General features: G+C 46.2%; 22 protein-coding genes. 17 read left to right on the forward strand and 5 right to left on the reverse strand.

Features of this window, described 5'->3' with window-relative positions; genetic code table 11:
- Positions 1-9 precede the first annotated feature (9 nt).
- A complete protein-coding gene (locus QUE65_RS03955; RefSeq protein WP_286282047.1) occupies positions 10-558 on the reverse strand; it encodes a GNAT family N-acetyltransferase in 549 nt (182 codons plus the stop codon).
- 201 nt (positions 559-759) lie between these two features.
- Between QUE65_RS03955 and QUE65_RS03960 the strand changes: the two genes are divergently transcribed.
- The 13 genes from QUE65_RS03960 to QUE65_RS04020 all read left to right on the forward strand — a co-directional run bounded on the left by QUE65_RS03960 (position 760) and on the right by QUE65_RS04020 (position 13,735).
- Positions 760-927, forward strand: coding sequence for a hypothetical protein (locus QUE65_RS03960; RefSeq protein ID WP_286282049.1), 168 nt, complete (start codon positions 760-762; stop codon positions 925-927).
- Positions 928-946: 19 nt separating this feature from the next.
- Positions 947-2,644, forward strand: coding sequence for a cation:proton antiporter domain-containing protein (locus QUE65_RS03965; protein ID WP_286282051.1), 1,698 nt, complete (start codon positions 947-949; stop codon positions 2,642-2,644).
- A gap of 28 nt (positions 2,645-2,672) precedes the next feature.
- The gene (locus tag QUE65_RS03970) at positions 2,673-3,791 is read left to right on the forward strand and encodes a DUF3300 domain-containing protein (protein ID WP_286282052.1); all 1,119 of its coding nucleotides are present in this window, start codon (positions 2,673-2,675) and stop codon (positions 3,789-3,791) included.
- 11 nt (positions 3,792-3,802) lie between these two features.
- Positions 3,803-4,168 carry a Rap1a/Tai family immunity protein gene (locus QUE65_RS03975; RefSeq protein WP_286282053.1) on the forward strand — a complete coding sequence of 122 codons (366 nt, stop codon included), beginning with the start codon at positions 3,803-3,805 and terminating at the stop codon, positions 4,166-4,168.
- Between the two features lie 87 nt (positions 4,169-4,255).
- Complete coding sequence (locus tag QUE65_RS03980) at positions 4,256-4,447, forward strand: hypothetical protein (protein ID WP_286282055.1); 192 nt, start codon at positions 4,256-4,258, stop codon at positions 4,445-4,447.
- Between the two features lie 63 nt (positions 4,448-4,510).
- Complete coding sequence (locus tag QUE65_RS03985) at positions 4,511-5,392, forward strand: DMT family transporter (RefSeq protein ID WP_286282057.1); 882 nt, start codon at positions 4,511-4,513, stop codon at positions 5,390-5,392.
- Between the two features lie 270 nt (positions 5,393-5,662).
- Positions 5,663-5,944 carry an HU family DNA-binding protein gene (locus QUE65_RS03990; RefSeq protein WP_108508243.1) on the forward strand — a complete coding sequence of 94 codons (282 nt, stop codon included), beginning with the start codon at positions 5,663-5,665 and terminating at the stop codon, positions 5,942-5,944.
- 113 nt (positions 5,945-6,057) lie between these two features.
- Positions 6,058-6,438 carry a hypothetical protein gene (locus QUE65_RS03995; RefSeq protein WP_286282060.1) on the forward strand — a complete coding sequence of 127 codons (381 nt, stop codon included), beginning with the start codon at positions 6,058-6,060 and terminating at the stop codon, positions 6,436-6,438.
- Positions 6,439-6,498: 60 nt separating this feature from the next.
- Entirely contained in the window at positions 6,499-7,788 is a 1,290-nt protein-coding gene (locus tag QUE65_RS04000; protein WP_286282062.1) for a TolC family protein, read from the forward strand.
- Positions 7,789-7,796: 8 nt separating this feature from the next.
- Complete coding sequence (locus QUE65_RS04005) at positions 7,797-9,032, forward strand: efflux RND transporter periplasmic adaptor subunit (protein ID WP_286282063.1); 1,236 nt, start codon at positions 7,797-7,799, stop codon at positions 9,030-9,032.
- A gap of 3 nt (positions 9,033-9,035) precedes the next feature.
- Positions 9,036-12,113 carry an efflux RND transporter permease subunit gene (locus QUE65_RS04010; RefSeq protein WP_286282064.1) on the forward strand — a complete coding sequence of 1,026 codons (3,078 nt, stop codon included), beginning with the start codon at positions 9,036-9,038 and terminating at the stop codon, positions 12,111-12,113.
- Between the two features lie 23 nt (positions 12,114-12,136).
- Complete coding sequence (locus QUE65_RS04015) at positions 12,137-13,480, forward strand: FAD/NAD(P)-binding protein (RefSeq protein WP_286282065.1); 1,344 nt, start codon at positions 12,137-12,139, stop codon at positions 13,478-13,480.
- Positions 13,481-13,489: 9 nt separating this feature from the next.
- Positions 13,490-13,735 carry a hypothetical protein gene (locus QUE65_RS04020; protein ID WP_286282067.1) on the forward strand — a complete coding sequence of 82 codons (246 nt, stop codon included), beginning with the start codon at positions 13,490-13,492 and terminating at the stop codon, positions 13,733-13,735.
- 51 nt (positions 13,736-13,786) lie between these two features.
- Here QUE65_RS04020 and QUE65_RS04025 read toward each other — a convergent pair whose 3' ends face one another.
- Both QUE65_RS04025 and QUE65_RS04030 read right to left on the reverse strand, forming a co-directional pair.
- Entirely contained in the window at positions 13,787-14,794 is a 1,008-nt protein-coding gene (locus tag QUE65_RS04025) for an MBL fold metallo-hydrolase (protein WP_286282068.1), read from the reverse strand.
- A gap of 95 nt (positions 14,795-14,889) precedes the next feature.
- Positions 14,890-15,849, reverse strand: coding sequence for a sodium-dependent bicarbonate transport family permease (locus QUE65_RS04030; RefSeq protein WP_286282069.1), 960 nt, complete (start codon positions 15,847-15,849; stop codon positions 14,890-14,892).
- A 260-nt stretch (positions 15,850-16,109) separates the two neighbouring features.
- On the opposite strand from QUE65_RS04030, the gene QUE65_RS04035 reads away from it, so the two are divergent.
- Genes QUE65_RS04035 through QUE65_RS04050 form a run of 4 tightly spaced genes read left to right on the forward strand, consistent with a single transcriptional unit; the run spans position 16,110 to position 22,181 of the window.
- Positions 16,110-17,396, forward strand: coding sequence for a TolC family protein (locus tag QUE65_RS04035; protein ID WP_286282071.1), 1,287 nt, complete (start codon positions 16,110-16,112; stop codon positions 17,394-17,396).
- Positions 17,396-18,742 (forward strand): efflux RND transporter periplasmic adaptor subunit, encoded by a 1,347-nt coding sequence (locus QUE65_RS04040; RefSeq protein ID WP_286282072.1) that lies wholly within the window; start codon positions 17,396-17,398, stop codon positions 18,740-18,742. Before QUE65_RS04035 ends, QUE65_RS04040 begins: the two co-directional genes overlap by 1 nt.
- A gap of 11 nt (positions 18,743-18,753) precedes the next feature.
- On the forward strand, positions 18,754-21,849 hold the full coding sequence (locus QUE65_RS04045) for an efflux RND transporter permease subunit (protein ID WP_286282073.1): 3,096 nt from the start codon (positions 18,754-18,756) through the stop codon (positions 21,847-21,849).
- The gene (locus QUE65_RS04050; RefSeq protein WP_215372144.1) at positions 21,846-22,181 is read left to right on the forward strand and encodes a P-II family nitrogen regulator; all 336 of its coding nucleotides are present in this window, start codon (positions 21,846-21,848) and stop codon (positions 22,179-22,181) included. Before QUE65_RS04045 ends, QUE65_RS04050 begins: the two co-directional genes overlap by 4 nt.
- Here QUE65_RS04050 and QUE65_RS04055 read toward each other — a convergent pair.
- A complete protein-coding gene (locus QUE65_RS04055; protein WP_286282076.1) occupies positions 22,174-22,728 on the reverse strand; it encodes a histidine phosphatase family protein in 555 nt (184 codons plus the stop codon). The genes QUE65_RS04050 and QUE65_RS04055 overlap by 8 nt on opposite strands.
- A complete protein-coding gene (locus QUE65_RS04060) occupies positions 22,725-24,143 on the reverse strand; it encodes an FAD-binding oxidoreductase (RefSeq protein WP_286282077.1) in 1,419 nt (472 codons plus the stop codon). The genes QUE65_RS04055 and QUE65_RS04060 overlap by 4 nt, the downstream gene beginning before the upstream one ends.
- Between the last annotated feature and the right edge of the window lie 7 nt (positions 24,144-24,150).

The following is a 24,150-nucleotide window of genomic DNA, read 5'->3' on the forward strand; positions in this document are numbered from 1 at the left end:
AGCTTAGCTTTAGATGGCCTTTGTGTCCTTCAGCCGGTCTTCGACAAAGTAATACCAATTGGCTTGACGTTGCCAATATTCCTTCCATAGGGATCGCCAGCTGGGTTTGGGTAGGTCCATATGACCTTCAACATCGCCGTAGATATTCCTGGATTGCAAGCCGTGCTTATCGCATAAATATCGAATCGCTTGATTTTCGATGACGCAATGCATATAGAGCGTATGGTAGCCACGGTTTTGAGCCCAAGTGATTGCTTCGCTCAATAGTTGATCGGCAATGCCATGTCGACGAAACTCTTTTTTCACAATCACGCCAAATTCCACTGCATCATCAAGACAGGCAATATGAATTACACCAGCCCAGTGTCCATCGTGATGAGCAATCAAAAAATGATGATTTGCCTTGTCCTGTTTAAATTTGCGGATGAGGCGGTTGATGCCCTCAGCACTTAAGCTAATCCCAAAGTAGTTCCTTAGCGTCTGGGGGTCCAAGGTTTTTAGCCACGAGCCGTACCGACTGATTTGAGTTTCGGGCAGGAAGTGAGTGAAAACCGTCATTTCATGACCCCATGGGGTAATTTTTTCGGTTCCTTGCGAGATATGCAAGGCGTGCCTCAGACCAGGCTTCAATGCTATTTTTGAGTAATTTGATTAGATTTTTCATGCTTTTTCCTCTTGTAAAGGTATGATTTAAATAGGAATTAACTCTTTTTAAGGGTTAACCCTAAATCTACTATACGCTTAATTTAAGAATGTTGCATGACAGCATTTGCAAGCGTGGCTTTATCCCAACTCTCCACATTTGCCATTGCAGGAGACATTCCTCAACAACGACTAAGAAAAAAACGGGGAATGCTGATGGAGTATGGTTTTTTGCTGGAGCGTATAAAAACAAAACTGATACTATCGAATGGTTTATATCGATAACGAATAACTATTCCGATCTATGCCACATGACGTTACTCTAATTGCCACTCTTGCCGGAGGTTTTGGATTGGCTCTGATCTTTGGCTTGGCTGCCTCGTATTTGAAAATGCCGCCATTGCTCGGCTATTTAATTGCTGGGGTCATGATTGGACCTGCAACTCCTGGATTCGTTGCAGACATTGGGCTATCGCAGCAGTTAGCAGAGATTGGTGTAATGCTCTTGATGTTTGGTGTCGGACTGCATTTTTCATTTGACGATTTGATGGCCGTCAAAAAAATTGCCGTACCTGGTGCATTACTCCAGATTATTGTGGTTACCGCACTTGGTTTTATGGTTGCAAGCTATTGGGATTTATCAACCATTGGTGCCATTGTTTTTGGCCTCAGCTTGTCCGTTGCAAGTACCGTTGTTCTTTTGCGAGTACTTGAATCAAAAGGCTTGTTAGAAACAGCGAATGGCCAGATTGCAGTTGGTTGGCTCGTAGTTGAGGACCTCGTCATGGTCCTAGCCCTGGTTTTATTGCCTGTATTGGCTGGTATCTATGGGGATAACGCAGCTACTACTCAGCAGGCGAGTTCTAGCGATTTACTGTCTATGATTGGTTTAACCCTTGCAAAAGTTGCCGCATTTATCGCGCTGATGCTAGTAGTTGGGAAGCGTTTATTACCCAAGATGTTATGGTTGGTGGCAAAGAGTGGCTCGCGAGAGCTGTTTACTTTGGCTGTCATTGCTACCGCAATTGGGGTTGCCTTCTTTTCGGCTGAATTATTTGATGTATCTTTTGCGCTCGGCGCTTTCTTTGCGGGCATGATGCTAGGTGAGTCCGAACTGAGTAAACGTGCTGCTGATGAGTCTTTGCCCTTACGCGATGCCTTTGCTGTTTTATTCTTTGTATCGGTTGGAATGGTTTTTAACCCCGAGATTGTTTGGCAAGAGCCGCTTAAATTGTTAATCGTTGTTTCAATCATTCTGATTGGAAATATGGCAGTGGGTATTGTTCTGGTTCTCCTATTTAATTACCCACTTGGAACCGCTTTAACGGTCGGTGTGAGCTTGGCACAAATTGGTGAGTTCTCATTCATTCTCGCTGGCATGGGCCTTGCCATGAATCTAATCCCAAATGAGGCATACAGCCTGATTTTGGCGGGAGCAATTTTATCGATCGCCTTAAACTCCTTCTTATTCAATGGCATTGAACCCGCCCTTGTATGGGCTCGAAAACGCTCTCATCTGGCACGTAGGCTTGATGAGCGACTCGATCCTCTTTCTTTATTGCCAAGTACTGTCAATCAATCGCTCTTACATAAGCAGGTGGTCATTGTTGGTTATGGTCGAGTGGGTAAAAAAGTCTTTGAGAACCTTAAATCACACAATATTAATTGTGTGATTGCTGAAAAAGATCGCGGTCTTGTTGAGAACTTACGAAACCAAAATATTCCTGCCGTAACCGGTGACGCAGCTGATCCTTTTGTATTGATTCAAGCACATATCGCTCGCGCCGCAATCTTGGTCATTGCAACGAAAGATTCGATTGATATTAGTAAGATGGTTGAGACTGCCCGAACCCTTAATCCGGAAGTAAAAATATTTATTCGAGCACGAAACCCTGAAGAGGTTGAGCTTTATGAAAAAGAGGGTTGGGGCAAATCCTTTACCCCCGAGGACGAGTTAGCAGCACGCATCACTGGCGAGGTCGTGGCGGAGATGGCAAAATAATTCATTCTTTTGTGTATCGCTGAAATTAATGGACCCCAAGATCGTGATGGCTAAATCAAAGAAGCCTATTTGTATTGCGGTGAGTGTCGCCACGATGCTCTTATTAGGTGCTTGCGCAGGGGGGCAATCGAATACTGGCTCTGGAAGCTCTGCCTCGGCTAGTACCAGCCCCCAAACATTATCAAATGCGCAACTGGAGTCCTTGGTTTCTCCTATTGCTTTGTACCCCGATTCATTACTCTCCATCATGCTGTTGGCTTCAACTTATCCACTCGAGGTTGCTGAAGCCTATAACTGGCGCTCGAGCAATGCGAGTTTGCAAGGCAGTGCGCTCACCAATGCGCTAAATGCCCAATCGTGGAACGACAGTGTGAAGTCATTAGTTACATTTCCCCAGGCGTTAACCATGATGGGTAAGCAATTGCAGTGGACGCAAAATCTCGGAAATGCCTATAAATTACAACCGGCTGATACGATGAAAGCCATTCAGGCACTTCGTAAGAAAGCGCAAGCCGCCGGTACATTAAAAACGAATGCTCAAATGACCGTGAGTACCGATGCAAGCGGAAACATCATGATTGCGCCACCCAATACGCAAATTGTGTATGTACCAACTTATAACCCAACCCAGGTGTATGGCCCATGGCCCTATCCCGATTACCCACCTTATCCAGCATACGATCCAGCTTGGGGTGCGATGTCTTTTGGGGTGGGTTTAGCGGTCGGAGGGGCATTATGGGCAACGCCAGCTTGGTCAAGTGGCACGATTAATGTCAACAATAATGAGCAACGTCCAAATCGTGGTCTTATTGGTCCTAGCAGCATTGCAAATCAGCAGCGCTTGTTAAATGACTGGAAAAATAACGCGACCCCACAAGAGCGCCAAGATGCGCGCAATGCCGCGCAACGTGCTGACAGTGCATTTCAGAAAGATGCCACTCCAGAGGAGAAAGCACAAGCGAATCGACTTAACCAAGAGGGGCGCTCAGCTTTTTCCGAGGATCGTGCAAACCCCAATGCAACTCGGGAAGCCGCCCAAGAAAATGCGCTGCGGGAGCAAGCTCGCTTTGATGAGAATCGAGATCGTTTTGGGGGTTTTCGTGGAGGCGGTTTTGGAGCAGGTCGTATGGGAGGCTTTAGACGCTAATGGTGCGAATAATGAAAACACTGAGGGTAAGCATTGGATTGGTGATCAGCTTTTTGGTCTTACTTCCCGTTACCAGTTTTGCTCAAGTCAAGCCGCATGATGCATCAACGGCTGCGATGGTGGAGCTTTGTAAGTCGCGAAATGACATCGATGCCCAAAACTTTTGCTTCGGGTTTGGTGAGGGGGTTTATCAAGCCTATTTAGCTAGTCGGCTAGTGGGCTCAAAACCCAGTATTTGCTTTGCAGCAAATAATCACACGCGTGAGCAAATATTGGATGATTTTTTAAAGTGGAATCAGCAAAATCCGCAATTTAACCCAGAGCAAGCTGCCAAAACCTTGATCCGTTTTTTTAAACAACGCTACCCCTGTAAGTGATGGCTTAATCGTTATACAATAATTCTAGTCCCGCCGATTCTTTTTGCTGAAAGGAAAAAAATGCTCCAGATGCTAATTAATGATTCAATGAGTACAAAAGACAAGGTCATGAAAATCGCTGGTTTTGTTGGTATGGTTGTTAGCATTACCCTAGCGTTTTACTTGATCTTCTCAGCAAGTGCCCCTGACTCCAAAACCGCTGTGTTCATATTCTCCCTGGGGTCCGGTCTTGCTCTTGGCTACTTGTCATTTGCTATTAAACAAAAACCCCGAAATTAATTCAATTAATTTGTTCCCTTATGGCTCCATCGCGGAGCCATTTTATTTTCTTGAGAGCCATCGATGAAGCATGAAACCAAAGGTATGTTAGTTGGTTTCATTGGTATTTTTATCTTCAGTCTGACCTTGCCGGTTACCAAAATAGCCGTTGAGATTCTTAATCCCTATTTCTTATGTTTTGCCCGCGCATTACTCGCTGGGATTTTGGCTGGAGCCTATCTGATCTACACCAAGGCACCGATTCCAGATGCTAAACAAATTCGACAATTTGCGATTGTGGCACTCGGGGTGGTCTTTGTCTTTCCGTTATTTATCAATATTGCGATGACCACGGGCGAGGCCTCTCATGCCGGTGTTATTTTGGGAATCATGCCGTTGGCTACCGTGGTTGCGGGGGTTTTGCTGTTCCACGAGAGACCTTCTTTTGGCTTTTGGATGAGCGCCCTGACAGGCTGCGCCTTGGTTTGTACCTATGCCTATTTAAATAGTGAAGGGGGGTTTCGCTATACCGATCTCTTGCTGTTGATTGCCTGCGCGGCAAACGGAATTGCCTATGCGATTGGCGGTAACTTATCGCGGACAATGAATGCGAAACAAGTCATCTCGTGGACTTTAGTACTCTCACTACCGATCAATCTGCTTGGTAGTGCCTTTACATTTCAGGAATCCTATTTCATGGCTGGCACCACGATTTGGATTAGCTTTTTATATCTGGGAATTTTTTCAATGTTTGTTGGGTTCTTCTTTTGGTATGGCGGTATGGCCATTGGCGGAATTTCTCGCGTGAGTCAAGTGCAGCTACTGCAACCTTTTTGCACCTTGTTGGCTTCTGCCATTTTGGTCTCTGAGCCTATTACATTGATGAATATTCTTTTTGCTGGACTTGTGATTACAACTGTCATGATAGGGCGCCAGATGCTCGTTCGTCGGGCGCAGACTGTCTAATTTTATAGACGGGCAGGTGGATTCAGATTATGAAATTAACCGCTAAATCAAGCCAGTAAAGGGTCTGATGGTGGTCTGGATCTCCAAAAAATGCGGGATTATCCCTAGAGTTATCCCCTTGTATTCAAGCAATCCTTGTTGCAAACTCTTGAACATTATCAGTTGCGAATCGCTAAGGAATTGATAATGTATATTTAGAAGACTTCTATTTTGGGTTGCTCTTGCAAGCCATTCTCTAAAGTTTGTTAATTGTTTGTTTAAAGGAAAAATATGAATAAAGCTGAACTCGTAGAAAAAATTGCTGATGATGCTGAACTTTCAAAAGCAAGTGCTGAGCGTGCTCTGAACTCCGCAATTGAAAATATTATCAAGGCAGTAACAAAAGGTGACTCTGTTCAGTTAGTTGGTTTTGGAACCTTTAGTCAAGGTAAGCGTTCGGCACGTACTGGTCGTAATCCAAAGACTGGTGAAGCCATTAAGATTGCTGCTTCAAAAACCGCCAAGTTTTCTGCTGGTAAAGCGTTTAAAGACGCTGTTAACAAGCGCAAATAATACCGATTCGGTATTACCAAAGAAGCCGCCCACGAGGCGGCTTTTTGTTGCCCCGCAACAATTTCAAAGCCGCAAAGCCTTGTAATTCAAACCCAATAGGCTAGAATCCACACATGCTTGAATCAATTGGCAAAAAATTTATACATTGCTTTGTAATTGCATCCATTGTTTTTGGGTGTTCTGTCCAGGCTGCGACCCCATCCTTTCAGGAAGATCTCGATGATTTTGAAGAGATTCACCATGTCGCAGACGGCAATTCCATAACGCCAATTTTTGAGCCGCTTGTCATACTTTGGCAAAATGAAGATCTTGCACAAACGGTTACCTCATCGCATGGAGTAACCGATGATTTTGAAAAACATATTGTTCAAGCCAATGCAGCTACTTGCATCAATTTTTTAAAATACGCACTTCATACTGTTCAAGCAGCATTTTTTGAGCAACACCTTTTAGGATTTCATCAAGCCCGAGCACCGCCGCCCCTGATTGGATGATGTTTTTTAGGGGTAGAGCGTATCTCTACATCAACTTAACCCTTGCTCGGGGATCGTTACTTGTTTTTTGTTAGATCGTTTTTTTGTTTACTAATCGTTTGCTCGTCGATTGGGCAGGCTGTTGCGCAAACTCCTCCGCGGGAGATGGATTTGCGGCAACTGTGGAATGAGCTAAAACTCAACAACCCACAGTTAACTGCTCTACGAGAGAGCTATTTATCAGCCAAAGCAGTTGCTCCCCAAATCGCAGCGCCTGCTAATCCACAATTAGGGCTTGTTTGGTCTGGTATTCCGCCAAATTCTCCCTTGGGCTTGGGTAATGCGGGTAATGCTGGAAGTGCAAATAACTCAATCTCAATTGCTCAGCCATTTCAGTTTCCTGGTAAAAAAAGCCTTGCTTCAGAAATTGCAGACACTTCAGCGGAGTCGCTACTCGCTCAAAGTGAATCGAACTACCTTCAGCTTGGCGCTCAGCTTTCTACTCTCTATTACAACGCTTTATCAGCTCAAAAGCAGTTGCAGGTGTCTAAAGAAATGGTGACGCGGTTTGAATTAATCAAAAACGTATCGCGTTCTCGCTATGCAAATAATTCAGCAGCATATGTTGAGTTTCTAAATGCTCAAGTGGCTCAGAGCGCCGCTCTAGCAGATCAATTTAATTTGGAGAAGCAGGTACAACTTGCTTATCGAAGTATCAATCAATTAATTGGTCGCGACCCGAGAGAAAAAATTGCTTTATCTGGAAACGTACAGCAGGCTATTCGTTCAGTACCCACCCTAATTGAGTTAGAAAATTACGCAGAAACAAGTCACCCGCTGTTGCGCAGCTCTCAGCTCGATGTAGATGCCGCTCGAAAAGGAGTGAGTCTAGCTAAAAAAGCATACCTACCTGATTTCCAGGTCATTGGATCTTCTTACACACCTCGAGGTCCATTCGCTTCAAATAACGGCGCACTTTATTATCAATTTGAGTTCGATATCGTCATTCCCCTGTATTTTTTTATGAAAGAGAAGTACGGGGTGGAGCAGGCTATTCGTAAGCAAGCTTCGGTAGAGGCTACCAACATTTCCAATCGTCAGCAAATTATCTTAGGGGTAGCAAATGCTTATACGGTATTTGAGCAAACTAAGAATCGAATGCAATTTATTCGCGATAGTCAATTGCCACAAGCGGATGCAGCCTATAAGGTTGCCTTGACTCAGTATTCAAATAATGGGCAGGGTTTCAATGATTTGCTAACTGCCCAAAATCAGCTCCGAAGCATCCAAAACCAACTCACTATTGCCGAAAGTGATCTTTTGCAGGCCTACGCCATATTAATGGTTGCTGCAGGTCGAGAGCCATTTTAGGAATCAACATGAAACACCACTTTAATCCCAAAGTAATCCAATTGTTAGAAGAATTTATTCGCAACCTTCAGGATCGATTACAGCGAATCGCTGATGCGTATTGGCAATTATCGCCAGAAAAACGATATCGAATCCGTTTGGCCTCATTTGCGTTTGGTATCTTAGTGCTTGGCTTTGTTGCTGGACGCTTGACTACGGTTCATCGAGTAATTAAAACCGAGCAACAAGATAAAGAAATCGTTGTTGAAAAATCAGGAATGATTTCTTTATCGATGCCCGGAATAGCTCTAAACCCCCAAATTTATCAGTTTGAGAAAGCAAGCTTTCAAAACGTTCCCCAAGAAATTAAGGTTCCCGGACGATTGGTTTTTAATGCTGAAAAAGGCAAGATACTAAGTGCGCGAGTGCCAGGAAGAGTAGAGCGAATTTTTACCTTTGAAGGGGCTGCGATTGATATCGGTAGCCCGATCATTGAGCTTTATAGCCCAGAGTTTAATTCTGCACAGCAAGAATTTTTATTGACCTATCAAACTGTCAAGATCCTGAAGGAATCGAATTCGCTCACCAATCTACTAGCCGATGCAAGAATTACCCAGGAAGCAGCGTTTAACCGATTGCGTAATTTGGGTTATGCCGATTCGGATATTAAAGCGCTTGAGAAATCCGGTAAATCAAGCCCCAATCTGTTAATGCGATCCCCGCTAAAAGGTGTGGTTGTTCGACGAAACGTGGAACCAGGTGCAGTAGTGAATGGCGGTGATCCATTAATGTTCTTGGCAGACCCCAAAGCACTCTGGTTTAGTGGCAATGTTTTTGAGCAAGATGCACGTCGGATTGAGTTGGGCCAACGCATTCGCATTTACCTTGAAGCCTACCCAGATCGAGAGATTGTTGCCAAGGTGAATTATGTTTCGCCCACCGTAGACGCACAATCGCGAGGAATTCTAATCCGAGCTGATATCGAAAATACAGACGGTAATTTACGTCCAGATATGTATGCCAATGGCAAATTACAAATTGGTTCTATGCAGGCGATTGTGGTCCCACAAACTGCAATTGTTCGAGATAAAGAAACCATATACGCATTTATACGGACATCCCCTGAGAACTATCGCCGCATCATGGTCAAAGGCTTTGATTTTGATGGAAAGCGGTTTGCCATTACCGAAGGTGTTGAGCCAAATACCGAGTTATTAGTAAAAGGCGCTGTACTCCTTAACGAACGATTTACTAAGCAGGAGTAGTCTGTGAGCCTTATTAGTTCATTTGTTCGGGGAGTCATCCATAAACGCATTATTGTGTTGGCAAGTTGTGTTTTGCTTCTCATCCTTGGCGTATTTGCACTTCGATCCTTACCTATCCAGCCGTACCCAGGCGTAGCACCCCTAACCATTCAGGCAATTTCACAGTGGCCAGGACGAGGCACTACGGAAGTGGAGCAACAAATCACCATTCCAGTAGAGAATGCCTTGGCAGGGATTCCGGGTGTGCAGACTTTTCGTTCGGTATCGCTCTTTGGTTTATCAGTTGTCACGCTCAAGTTTAATAATCAAACCGATCCGTTTAAGGCGCGTCAAACCTTTATTGCAAATTTATCGAAGGTTGATTTTCCTTCGGGGGTGATATCTAGCATCAGTCCTGATTCGGATGCCACCGGGGAAATTATGCGTTATCAGGTGGTTTCAGAATATGCCGACTCAACACGACGAAAAACACTTCAGAACTACGAAATCTATAAAGAGTTAAAACAAACTCCGGGTGTTGCAGAAGTATCCTCTTTTGGAGGCAAAGTAAGGCAATATCAGGTAGTGATCTTGCCTGAAAAAATGCAGGCAAAAGGCGTAACGCTTTCACAATTAGTGACTGCCTTATCAACCTCAAATGCAAATACGGGGGGAGGGCTATTACCGAGTGGTGAGCAACAGTTCGTAGTGCGTGGAGTTGGATTACTAAAAAATATTCAGGATATTAAACAAGTTGTTGTTGCCACAAATAATGGCATTCCAATCCGCATTGGGGATATTGCAGAAGTCAAAATTAGTCATGCTCCACGGTTAGGTGTATTCCAGTTTGACGATAAGCCCGATGAAGTGGAAGGCATCATCTTCTTGCGACGTGGTGAAAATGCTACTGAAGTATTAGGCAGGGTTCGAGAAAAGATTAATCACATTAACAACCATGTGCTACCACCAGGCATTGAAATCAAGCCATTTTATGATCGACAAAACTTACTCGATATTACGGTTGGTACAGTCAAACACACATTATTTTTTGGTATTTCCCTCGTCTTAGTGGTGCTCTATGTATTTCTAGGTAACTTTCGAGCGGCAGCAGTTGTAGCCGCTGTAATACCACTGGCATTGTGTTTTTCTTTCATCCAGATGGACCTATTTGATGTGCCTGCTAATTTGATATCCCTTGGAGCAATCGATTTTGGTGTGATTGTGGATGCTGCAGTGATCGTCACTGAAAATGTGATGCGACATTTAGAAGACGGTAAAAAGCGCCTCAATCAAAGCATTGTGGTGGCAATTAGTGAAGTACAGCGCGCAATGATTTATTCAGTTTGCATCATTATTGTGGCGTATTCCCCGCTGTTTCTAATGGGTGGTGTAGAGGGAATCATTTTTAAACCAATGGCATTCACCATGGGTTTTGCCTTGATCGCCGCAATGATTCTGAGCCTTACTTTCTTACCAGCCATGATGTCGTTAATTTTTGGCGAAACCTTTCATCATCAACCGCCTCGGTTTATTACGTCATTACTGACCTGGTATCGACCACTACTACGACGCTGGATGGATCAACCACGAACCATCGCTGCTATTTCGGTATTCATTTTAGGGCTTGCACTCTTAAGTACTACGCGTTTAGGAACCGCCTTCTTACCAACACTCGAAGAAAATAATATCTGGCTACGAGTCACATTACCCAATACGGTTGATTTAGATTACTCCGTAAAAATTAGTAATGAACTTAGGGAACTATTCCGTAAACAGCCTGAAATTGAAAAGGTCGCTGTGCAGATTGGTCGACCCGATGATGGAACTGATCCAACCGGGGTATTTAATCAAGAATATGGCTTATACCTTAAGCCGCCAGAAAAAATGCCCAGCGATAGCAGTAAAAAACTTTTGATTGCTAATCTCGAAGAGGAGCTAAAAAAAATACCTGGACTGAGTTATAGCTTCTCGCAATATATTCAAGACAATGTGAATGAGGCCTTATCCGGTGTAAAGGGGGAGAACTCCATCAAGATTTACGGTCCTGATCTTGAAGTGCTCGATGAAAAAGCCCACGAAGTCTTAAAACTCCTCAAAAAAGTTCGGGGTATTGCGGATGAGGGTATCCTAAAAGAACTCGGTCAACCTACCTTAAATATCGAAATTGATCGCGAGCGTGCTGCGCGTTACAACATCGAGATGGATGAAATACAGACCTTGGTTGCAAATGCGATTGGCGGTACTCCGATTACGCAGCTTTTAGAGGACGAAAAAAGTTTTGGAATTGCAATTCGTCTTCAGGAGGATCGGCGAAATGATATTTCGGACATTGCGTCGCTTCTTATCGATGTTCCGGGTGGCGGCCGTATACCGTTATCGATGGTTGCGAAGGTAAAAGTGGGTGACGGACCATTTTTCATTTATCGCGAATATGGTAAGCGCTATATTGCAATTAAATTTAGCGTGCGCGGACGCGATTTGGGCGGAGCTGTGGAAGATGCTAAGTTTCTTGTAGAAAAATCCTTGCACTTACCACCGAATTATTCGATTGCCTGGGATGGTCAGTTTAATCAGATGAAAGAGGCTCAGCGTCGCCTCATGATTATTGTGCCCCTTGCGCTTTTAGGAATTTTCTTCTTGCTATTGAGCGTGTTCGGTAATATCCGCGATGCCTCGATTGTCTTAATTAATGTCCCCTTTGCGGCCATTGGCGGCATCGTCGCCCTTCACTTAGCGGGTGAGACCTTAAGTATTTCAGCGCTCTTTGGATTCTTATCCCTTTTTGGAATCGCAGTGTTGGATGGCGTGATTTTAATTTCCTTTATTAATAAAGTAAGCTCAGAGGACGAATCGCAGATGAAGGATGCGATGGTTGAAGGGGCGAGCTTACGGGTGCGCCCGGTTCTTATGACGGCTTTGTTGTCTGGCCTAGGTTTACTCCCCGCAGCCTTATCGCACGCGATTGGATCGGAGGCTCAACGACCCTTAGCATTAGTCATTGTGGGCGGTATGATCACCGCAACGATTCTGACCCTGTTTGTCTTACCGGTCTTTTATGCCTGGTTACGGTCTCGTAAAGGAGGTAATCTCTATACTGTATAGATTCAATTGATAAAGTATAGAAATTGACTATTAAGGACTTACTGATTATTGGTGACGGTTTTTCAGCCGCTGTCGCCTTGGTTCATCTGCTACGTCAAGGGATTGATTCACAATCCATTTCGATTCTTGGTAAACGTACTCTAGGGCGGGGTAATGCCTATGACTGCGTCAGTCCTGCATTTCGGCTCAATGTGCGTGAGGATCTCCCGATAATCTTCTCTGAGGATCCATTGCATTTTGCGAGGTGGGCTAAAGAGCACATTAATGACCCCCAAGCCAAAACAAGCGCCGGTTATTTCTATCGACGCAGCGATTTTGGGGCATACATGAGTCAATTGGTTCATCATCAACTTAGTGGGAGAGCCATCAATCAGATTCAAGGCGAGGCACAGCGCATCACTGGGTCTGAAGGCCAGTGGCGGGTCGAGCTTAACACCGGTGAACGCATCGTTGCAAAAGCAATTATTTTGGCAACTGGTAATGCCACCCCGACCTGGCCCTGCACACAGCGTGTGGAAGAGACCTCAAACCATCTCACCTTGACTGAGAACCCGTGGCTTGGAGATTATATTCATCGAATACCAGCAAAGGACTCTGTTCTTTTGCTTGGTGGCGGATTGACGGCGCTCGATGCCATCAATGGTTTAGTGGAACAGGGTCATGAAGGTAAAGTCTTCGTGATTTCTCCTCGAGCCATTTTTCCACCTTCCCAGGCGTCATGGACTCGAACTAAGGAACCAGAATGGCCAAATCCGATGAATCCAGCTCGATTGGTGCGCTTTATGCGCCACTATCTCCCCAATACCCCAAGCGATCAATCGGAATGGCAATGCGCGTGGGAGGAGTTACGACCCGATCTCAATCTCATTTGGCAGGGGTTTAATCCGCACCAACGTCGTATTTTGATAAAACGCTTTGGATGGCTTTGGAACCTCTATCGATTCCGGGCTTCACCACAAACCATTGCGGCATACCATCAATTGCGTGATCTGCAACAAATCGAGTTTCGCTGTGGTCGTGCTAATCAAATTGCGGTGCGGGATGGAGCGATTCATGTAACCCTAAGTGAGGGTGAGGTAGTCCGCGGTCAACACCTAATTAATTGCACTGGTGTGGCACGTGACCCACTGCTTGATCAAATGACGCATACCATTGCAAACCCTGATGCACTTAAACATTCGATCGAAATCGATTCACAGCTTGCCGTTCTTGATCAAAACGGCAGAGCCTATCAAAGCCTTTGGATGATTGGGCCAGCGACTATGGGAAGCTTAGGGGACGTGATTGCGGCAAGTGCGATTGCCAAACAAGCTGAGCAGCTCGCGAAATCAATCCGATTAAACTGGATGGTAAATTACCATGTCTAATATTTGATCATGAATCAACTTATAAAGTTTATCCAGGAAAGACTCATCCTAGCAGCTGCTTTAATACTACTTCATGGCTGTGCAGCTGTGTTTACCGATGCATCAGATGCTAACCATGTCACGTTTTTGAATAGCGCAGACGAGTCACTTTCGCAGCTTACCGATAAAGCGAATGCTTACTGCCAACAGTACGGCAAGCGTGCCGTGTATCGCAAGGGCGATAATTTGCTAGTGGCTGTATTCGATTGCCGTTAAGCTTACTTCGTTTTCTTTTGAACGGGCTATTTGCCATAAAGCTAATATTCCCTAGAAAGCTTCTTTCTCCGCTTCTAAATAGGCAAGGCTTGTGTATTTACCAATGTTGCCGTCAAAGCCTTGCATCGTTTTGGCTCGTTTGCTAACCCGTGGGTCCTTGAGTACCAATGATTTGGCGACGCTTAGATCTTGACCATCTTTTACGGCTTTGACGCAGGTATCGTAAATGCCTGCTAAGAACTCACCGTATTCATTGAGGAGCTGTTTGCTCGGCTCCCCATGACCCGGGACCCAAAGTTGGTCCCCCTCAGTGGCTTGTAAATTCTTATAGGCCTTAAATGTGCCCACATACGATCCATCATCAATATTGGCGATGCGATTACCCATGGCAATATCACCAACATAGGTCACCTTGTCTTCAATGACCTGCATGCAAATATCGCCCGGTGTATGCGCAGTGCCATGGTGATGCACCTTAATGCGCACATCACCAAAATGAAATACATCACCGTGATTTGCGTCATGGGTTGGTGGAATTACTTTGGTGCCTGCAGTTGCTTGATTGGTCCAGCGCTCCATTAAATTGCGCCATGCATTGCCTTCAATGCCTTTGATCTGTTTAATGGAGTAAGGATGGGCATAAATGGGCATGACCTTACTGTAGGTCTCAATAAACGCCTGATTACCTAAAAAATGATCGCCATGGTAATGCGAATTAAAAATCGCAATCACCGGCTTATCGGTTACCTTCTTGATCATCCGGATTGCCATTTCACCAATTTGCAAGGAGGCACCGGTATCTAAAATAACCACGCCTTTGCTCGTGACCACAAAGGTGACATTGGCCATCATGCCACGATTTTCAGGTGTTGGAAAACCATCGGGCGAATAAATCAGCCATACATGCTTACTAATTTGCTTTGCAGGAATATCCTTGACTGGCGGCCCTTTAAAAAAATCCTCGGCCGCACTCGCAAACTGCATGGCTTGCGGGGCAAGCATGATTGCGCTGGCTCCAGCGATCCATTTGAGTGCCTGACGACGTGAACGAGCAGCCATTGAATACCCCCATTGATATATTCAGTTTAGCGAATATTTACCCAGCCCCATCAAAATGAGTGATTACCTGAGTAAATTATTCATCCTTGGGGAGGCTACCCCATCACTAATTTGGCAATCTGAGTGTAAAGAGGGATTCCGATGATTAAATTAAGAGGAAAGGTAATACCTAAGGACATACCCATATATAAAGCGGGACTCACCTCGGGTAAGGCGTGCCGTAATACCGCTGGAACCGCGATGTAAGACGCGCTAGCGGCTAACACCATCAATAGAATCGTATTGCCCAATTCCACCTTGAAGAGGTAGCAGAGCAATAACGCAAAGAGCGAGTGACAAAGCGGTGCGATAAAAGCGTACACAATCAAACGTCTGGGTTTGCCCTTGAGATCCACAAAACTCTTTGCACTCATTAAACCCATATCCAGTAAAAAGAATGCCAGCATGCCTTTGAACAAATCCACCGAGAACGGCGCCATTACTTTTTGTCCATCCGGACCTGAAATGATGCCAATCAACATGGCACCGAGAAGCAATAACTGTGCACCATCGGTAAATGACTCGTGCAGTAGTTTGCCCACTTTCATGGGTTGCTTGGATTGCGACACCGAGGATTTCGCACGATTGGCGAGGAAGATTGCCAAAATAATGGCCGGGGATTCCATGAGTGCCATCGCAGCGGCCATATGACCACCATACTCAATCTGAACATGATTAAGGTATTGGGTGGCAGTAATGAAGGTGACCGCACTAACGGATCCATACGTCGCTGCAATTGCTGCGGAATCCAAGGCATTGAGTTTGGTCTTTAAAAAGTAATAACTAACGAGCGGAATAATGCAGGCAAGGGCAATCGCAATTCCTAAACTGGTGGTAATAGCAAAGGTTAGTCCAGATTGGTGCAAAGCGAACCCACCTTTTAGTCCCAGAGCCATTAAAAGGTAAAGAGACAAAAAGCGGGTGATGGGTTGCGGGATCTCGAGGTTGGAACGAACCAATCCTGCAAACACGCCAAAGATAAAAAACAGGATGGCGGGATCAATAATCGTGCTCATGAGTTGTTATTTTCTCATTTTTGTAACCTAGGATCTGAAAAGTGCAACGCACCGCTGTATATGGGCCACCGGAATAGACCTAAATTTATTAGGGAAATCACTAATTCGTAATCTATGGTCAAATCCAATCATCGATTTTGGGGAGTAGCCTGCCTAGCAATAGGTCTTGCGCATCGACATTCCGGAAAGCCGTGAAGAGCTGACCCGGTGCGTGAGGGGAATCAGTCCTTGGCCAGACCAGTTTTTAGTATTGGAAAACTGTGGACTCCTTTATAAATGTGATTCGTCGACTATCGTATGTTGCTCTGATTTGGGCAAGTATCGGTCTACCTGTTTGGGCACAAACGCAATCGAACAAAACGATCTTTACACTGGATCAACTAATCCAACTGGCATTGGAAAGCAATCCACAGGTGATGGCCGCGCGTGATCAGACGCGCGCAATCGGCGGTCAATTGCGAAGTGCGCGGGCAATTCCAAATCCTGAGTTTGAGGTCAATACGGGTCAGCAACGCGGAACCTCGGGTGGTTTAAGTACTGGCAACCTCTCGCAATGGGTTGTCACCCAGCCACTCGACATGCCATATACCCGTTTTCCACGCGTCAATGCGGCCGAGGCGAGCATGCGCGCAGCAGAGGCAAATCGGGTCGCGTTTGAAGTTGAAACTATTGCTCGCGTACGCCAAAGTTTTTATGAGCTTGTGCGCCGCGAAGCCGAATCACGCGCTGCCGATGAAGACCTTGATCTCACTAAGCAAATCCGCGATCGGATGCAGTTACGGTATGACGTCGGGGAGACCGCACGCTTTGAGCTCATTCGTGCGCAAACCGAGTTTCTCAATGCTGAGATCGTTGCCCAAGGAAACAAATTACGAATTGAACAGGCCCGCAGTCAATTGCGAAAAGTTGTTGGCTTTAATCTGCCCGCAAACTTCGAGATCCAAGCTAAGGTTGCATCTATTCCAACTTTACCCGAGCTTAAGGTTTTGCTTGATAACCTTCGTCATCAAAGCCCGGAGTTAAAGCGTGCTAAGGCGGAGGTGGAGGCAAGTGAATCACGTCTGAGTTTTGAACAAAACTCACGCTTACCGCAACTGGCAATCAAGGCTCAACAATATAACGACCCTAACTTTACCGATCGCCTATACGGTTTAGTGGTCAGCATTCCAATTTGGGATTTTCGTCAGGGTCAAATTACCGAAGCCGAAGCGAATGCCTCAAAAGCCCGCAATCAATTGAATGCGCAAATGCAAAACCTCGAGACTCAGTTGGAGTCGGCCTACAAACTCTATGAAATCACCCGCTTTCAGGTCAAAACCTTGGATGAGCGGGTCGTGCAACTTGCTGCTAGTGCTCGCAAGATTGCCGAGACCTCCTATCGCTTTGGTGAGCGTGGCATGTTGGAGTTTTTGGATGCTCAGCGTACGTTTCGGGCTGCACGAAATGATTTGATTCGAGCTCGCTTCGAGTTGGCATCGATTGTGAATGAAATTGAACGTTTGAGTGCTTCTCCTGAGTGGGTAGCCATGATTGAAGGTAAAAAATAATGAGCGCTGAACCTAAATTCAGAAAAAAATTAGCAGATCAAATTCAGAAGGGGCGTGCCCTAATTTTGGAGCAAACCACTTCTGCCATTCATGCAATACGGGATTGGCAAAAGCAAGGCTACGGCCAGATTCGCGAGTTTGTAAATCAAAAAGCTCCAGTGGTTTTGCAAAAGTATGACGCTAGTCCAGCTTGGGTCAAGTCTGGATTCTTTATTTTGCCTTGGGTAGGTGTTGTTTTGTTAACCCTTTATTACTTTGATGTATTTGATTCCAAGCCGACCCCTCGCTTAATTCAAGATCCAAGTATCGTTTATGTGAATGATGACCTCAGTAAATTAATTAAGAATGGGCAGGTCAAATTAGCCCCATTTGTTGAGGAGTTGAGGGTCTCTGGCCGCATTGATTTCAATGAACGGTTCTTAGCCCGCATTGGGGCTAATGTGACAGGTCGCGTATCCGAAATATTGGGTGTGCCCGGTCAAGAAGTGACTCAAGGAGAAGTTTTGGCCAAGATTACTTCAACCGAACTCACTCAGTCACAGCTCGCTTACTTAAAAGCGCGAACCGCAAGTCAGCTCGCGGAACAAGCGGCCAATCGTGCGCGCATTCTCTATAAAGAAGATGTGATTGCACTTGCAGAGTTACAGCGCCGTGAAGCCGAAGCAATGACTGCAAAAGCCGAGTTGCGAGCAGCCAATGATCAATTGCGTGTCCAGGGTATGGATCAGAAAAGTATTGATCGTCTTGCCAAAAGCGGTGTCATTGAATCCATTAATAACGTGATTGCCACGATTCCTGGCCAAATTGTGGAGCGCAAAATTAATCGCGGACAAGTGGTTCAGCCAGCTGAATCGCTTTTTACAATTGCAGACCTCAATACTCTATGGGCAGTTGCTGAAGTTCCGGAGGGAAATTCATCATTGCTACAAAAGGGGCAAAAATCCTCGGTGATTATTCCTGCTTTACGTAATCGCGTGATCGAAGGCGTAATCTCGCACGTGGATGCGATCGTTAATCCACAAACCCGAACTGTGGTTGTGCGGATGGACATTTCAAACACAACCGGGCAGATTCGTCCAGGAATGCTAGCCACGATGTTGATTGATAGTGAACCGGTTGAGCGACTTGTGGTGCCAAGTTCTGCAGTGATTCGTGAAGATAATCAAGATTACGTATTTATTCGTAGCGACGATGATCGCTACCGAATGGTAGCTGTCAAGGCCGGCCCTGAGGGTAAAGGCATGCGCGCGATCCTATCTGGCCTCAAAGAGGGCGAGGAGATTGCCATTGAAGGCGCGTTTCATTTAAATGCCGAGCGCAAGCGTCAGCTTAGTGGTGGTGGTTAAGGCGATTCAATATGATTGAGCGCATTGTCCGGTTTGCCCTTCAACAACGCCTATTGGTGGTGGTGATCTGCGTTTGCCTGTTCTTTGTAGGCCTCTTTGCCACCAAGCGCTTATCGGTCGATGCCTTTCCGGACGTCACAAATATTCAGGTGCAAATCGCCACCGAGGCTCCCGGTAAATCACCAGAAGAGGTTGAGCGCTTTGTCACCATTCCGATTGAGTTGGGGATGACCGGCTTACCAGGGCTTGTGGAAATGCGCTCACTCAATCGCAACGGCATATCCATTGTGACCCTGGTATTTACAGAGAAAACCAGTATCTATTTCGCGCGCCAACTCGTTCTTGAGCGTTTGATTGAAGTTGCCTCTCGTATGCCCGATGGGATCACCCCCGTCTTGGCGCCCCCGACCACTGGATTGGGTGAGGTGTATCAGTACACCTTAGAGCATCCGTCTGATCGAGATCGTCCGCTCACCGAGGATGAATTGCAAGAGCGTCGAACGATTCAGGATTGGGTTGTACGTCCCATGCTTCGCTCAATTCCGGGTGTTGCGGAGATCAATACGCAAGGTGGTTTTGCTAAAGAGTATCAAGTCTTAGTTAATCCGGAGCGTTTGCGTCACTACGGCATTACTTTGCAGGATGTGTATGTGGCGCTGGCTCGGAACAATGCTAATTCGGGTGGCGGTCAATTACCGACCTATGCAGAGCGTTATTTGATCCGCGGGGTAGGTCTGGTGGCAAAGCCAGAGGACATTAGCAAGATTATTCTGAAGGAGGTGAAGGGCACTCCAGTGTATGTGCGTAACGTTGCCGAGGTCATGATTGGTAATGAGATTCGGCAAGGGGCGATTATTAAAAATGGTATAACCGAGGGTGTAGCCGGCATCATTCAAATGAATCGTGGCGCCAATGCCCGAGAAGTGGTCAACCGCATTAAGACCAAGGTTGCCGAAATTAACGAGCGCAAATTACTGCCCGAGGGCTTACAAATCGTACCGTTCTACGATCGGACTGATCTTGTAAACGCTGCGATGTTCAACGTCGCTAAGGTCTTGGTTGAGGGCATCATTTTGGTGATTGTGCTGCTCTTCTTATTCTTGGGTGATGTTCGGTCATCCATCATTGTGGTCGCTACCCTGATCTTGACTCCGCTACTCACATTTTTTGTGATGAATCGCTATGGCATCTCGGCCAACTTGATGTCTTTGGGGGGTCTTGCAATTGCAATCGGCATCATGGTCGATGGATCCGTGGTGGTAGTTGAAAATACCTTTGCTAAATTGGGTGCGCGCCTAAAAATGGGCGAATCTCGAAACCGAATTATCTTGGAGGCAGCCACCGAAGTTGGTAAGCCCGTGCTTTTTGGTGTGGGCATCATCATTTTGGTGTTTATGCCCTTGCTCGCACTTGAGGGAATGGAAGGCAAGATGTTTGCGCCTATGGCGATCACCATTGCGATTGCGCTCACCATCTCACTGATCCTATCGTTTGTACTGTCTCCTGTTCTATGCTCCTACATTCTAAAAGGTGGTAGTGAGGACGATACAAAAATTGTTGCTCGATTACGCAAACCCTATAACTTTATGCTCGATTGGTGTTTAAAGAATCCTCGTTTAGTGGTGAAACGAGCTTTGATCACTTTGGGTGCAAGCGTCGTTCTCTTTATCTTCTTAGGGAAATCGTTTATCCCAGTGATGCAAGAAGGCTCAATCACGCCGGTGATTGTGCGTTCTGCCAATATTGCACTGGATGAGTCGATCAAACTCGAGTTTGAGGCCTTAAAGCGAATCATGACCATTCCCGGTGTTGAGATGGCAGTATCCCGTTTAGGGCGCGGTGAATCCCCGGCGGACCCTGGCCAGCCATTTGAGTCCGATCCGATCGTAACTTTAAAACCCTTAGGTGATCGCGATTTAAGCCAAGAAGAGATTGCCAATCAAATCCGCGATAAATTAAAGACCTTACCTGGTGTGGAGTTAGTCATTTCTCAACCCATTGCTGCGCGGGTCGATGAAATGGTCTCGGGCGTGCGTTCACAGGTCGCGATCAAGATCTTTGGTGACGATATCGAGACTCTCATTAAACTGGGTACTCAGATTAGTCAAATCTTATCGCGCATGAAGGGCAGTACTGATCTGCGGATCGAGCAAGCCTCAGGCCAGAACTATCTCAATATCAAGATTGATCGCGATGCGATTGCACGTTACGGCATCAATGTGGCTGATGTCAACGACGTCATCGAAACTGCAATCGGCGGTAAACAGGCCTCAACGGTTTACGAGGGCGAGCGCCGCTTCCCCATGGTTTTGCGCTATCCAGCCCCGTACCGCGACAAGATCGACGCCATTGAGAACATTATTCTGTTATCGCCCAATGGTGCCCAGGTGATGATGAAGGATCTGGCAAAGATCGAGTTACTCGATGGACCACCACAAATCTCACGCGAGTCGGGTAAACGTCGTTTAGTGATTGGTGTGAACGTTCAGGGCCGTGATTTGGGTGGTTTTGTGGACGAAGCCCAAAAGAAAATTGCACAGGATGTGAAGTTGCCCGAGGGTTATACCTTAGTGTGGGGTGGTCAGTTTGAGAACATGGAACGTGCGATGGCGCGCCTCATGATCATTATTCCGCTAACGATTGCAGCGATTTTCTTTTTACTCTTTATGCTATTCCAATCCATTCGTTTGGCTGGCTTGATTATTTTGGTTTTACCATTCGCATCGATTGGTGGCATCTTCGGTTTATTTATTACTGGCGAGTATTTATCGGTACCCGCTGCGGTCGGCTTTATCAATCTCTGGGGAATTGCAGTATTAAATGGCGTGGTATTAATTTCCTTTATCAAACAGCTGCGCGACGACGGCATGCCACTGCATGAAGCCTTAATTGACGGTTGCGCCCACCGCTTTAGACCAGTGATGATGACTGCCTCGGTAGCGATGTTGGCCTTGATCCCCATGCTATTTTCTGGAGGCCCCGGATCTGAGGTTACAAGACCTCTTGCCATTGTGGTTATTTCAGGTTTAATTACTTCAACCGGCTTAACATTATTAGTGTTACCCGTCTTGTACGGTTGGTTTGAAGAGAAAAAGGTTGAAGCGTGATCGAGATTAAGGCAGTGATTCGTCCTAATAAATTACCCATGGTGCGATCCGCACTCATGGATACCCCAGGCTTTCCGGGCATGACGGTAACCAAGGTGGAGGGTTGTAGCGCACCCTCGCGCGTTGAAAAGACTACGATTAAGGACGAACTCACCGATTACTCGGCAAAGGTTCGGATTGAGATCGTTTGCAGTGACGAAGTGGCCGATGCCATCATGGATCGATTAGTTCAGGCCTGTCAGACCGGGCAAGTGGGTGATGGTATTGTGTGGAAGGTGAACGTCGACCGCGCCTTCTTTATTGCGAAGAACTACCCAAACCCAATTAGTTAAGCGCGCGACTACTGATGGCTTTGCCTTGCGCATTCACTTTCACAAGAAGCATTTGACCTACGCCAATCGACATACCAGTATATGCATAGGTATTGACCTGATGGGTCACCAAAATCAGCGGTAACTTATTTGGCTTAGATAGTTGCTGCCGCACAAATGCCTCCAGCTCTCGAGTCTGCTTACCGCTCTCACTCATTTCGTTAAAGAAGGAACCGAGCGAGCGCTCCGATGTCACTGGACCTTTATTCAGCAAAACCGCCGTATCGAGGCAGCGACACCAAGGGCTGCTGAACATGCGGGCCTCCCGAATTCCTTGCTGACTCAACCAAACACCAATCTCTTTGGCTTGCTGACGACCATACTCCCCAAGATTACGCTGGGTCGAGCAATCGCCCAGTCGATACCCAGATGGATCACCAATTCCAGGGGCATCGGCATGACGCATCACAATCAGCGTTGAGCCAGACTGCAGTTCAGAGAGTAAATTCGCATTGGCAACTGAAGAGATGCAGAAAAATCCCCAGAGAACCAGCAGTAGGCGTTTCACGGTAATACCTTACCTGGGTTCATGATGTTCTTGGGGTCTAAGGCAGATTTAATGGAGCGCATGAGTTGGTGTGCCACCGATCCGCGATGCGCTTCAAGGTCAGGGAGTTTGAGTTGCCCAATACCATGTTCAGCAGAGATGGAGCCGTGGTATTTCTCGACCTGGGAATAGACCACATCATGAATCGCTTCCTCATGAGCGCGATTGAATTCACTGGCATTGACTCCAAGTGGCGGCGCAATGTTGTAATGCAAATTGCCATCGCCCAAATGCCCAAAGTTAATGATGCGGACCCCAGCAAATTGATCCCGAATCAATTGATCGGTCTCGGTGATAAAGGTGTCTAGCTCTGAGATTGGCAGAGAGATATCGTGTTTTAGATTGGCGCCTTCTTGCGCTTGCGCCATGGTGATGTGCTCGCGCATGGTCCAAAACGATTGGGTCTGAGAGAGATTGCTCGCAATCACGGCATCACTTGCAATACCCGCTTCAAACGCAGTCTCAAGCACCTGTTCCATTAAATTACGCGCATGCTCTTCACCTTCATGATCGGATAGTTCAACTAAGACCGTATAAAGGGGATCATTGGCCAAGGGATTTTTCATATGAGGAAACTGTTTAGCAGTCAGGTCTAACGAATCCTTTGACATCATTTCAAAGCCAGTGAGTAAGGCAGCAGTACGCTTTTGAAAAAGACTCAGTAATTCAATCGTTGCTGGAATATTGGGTACTGCTACTAAAGCAGTCCATTGGGTCTGAGGCAAGGGATACAACTTCATGACCGCTGCAGTAATAATGCCAAGACACCCCTCGGAGCCAATATATAAATCCCGCAGATCAAAGCCGGTATTGTCTTTCCGTAAGCTACGTAGGCCATGGAGGATTTCACCCTGCGCAGTAACGACCTCAAGACCTAAACACAGTTCACGGGCATTGCCATAACGAAGAACATTGGTGCCGCCGGCATTGGTGGCTAGATTCCCACCAATTTGACAGCTCCCCTGAGCACCTAGGCTGAGTGGAAACAGAAATCCTTGCGCTTTAGCGGCCTCCTGAAGGGTTTGCAAAATACAACCGGACTCCATCACCATGGTTTGGTTGCTCGGATTAATCTCGCGAATAGCATTCATGCGCTTAAGATTAAGAACAATCTGCTGGCCCGAGTCATTGGGCGTTGCGGCCCCACACATGCTGGTATTGCCGCCTTGCGGAACGATGGAGATTAACGCTTGATCGCAAGCCTTCACAATCTTGGCAACCTCTTGGGTTGTTTTGGGCAGTAAAACGGCTAGCGCTTTACCGTGATAGCGATTGCGCCAATCGCTGAGATAAGGTGCTTGATCATTAGGTTCGACCAATACATAAGCATTTCCAATAATCGACTGACAATGCGAAATAAATTCAGAGTGATTCATGAAACCA

It is taken from the genome of Polynucleobacter sp. HIN8, assembly GCF_030297615.1.
Taxonomy (GTDB): Bacteria; Pseudomonadota; Gammaproteobacteria; order Burkholderiales; family Burkholderiaceae; genus Polynucleobacter.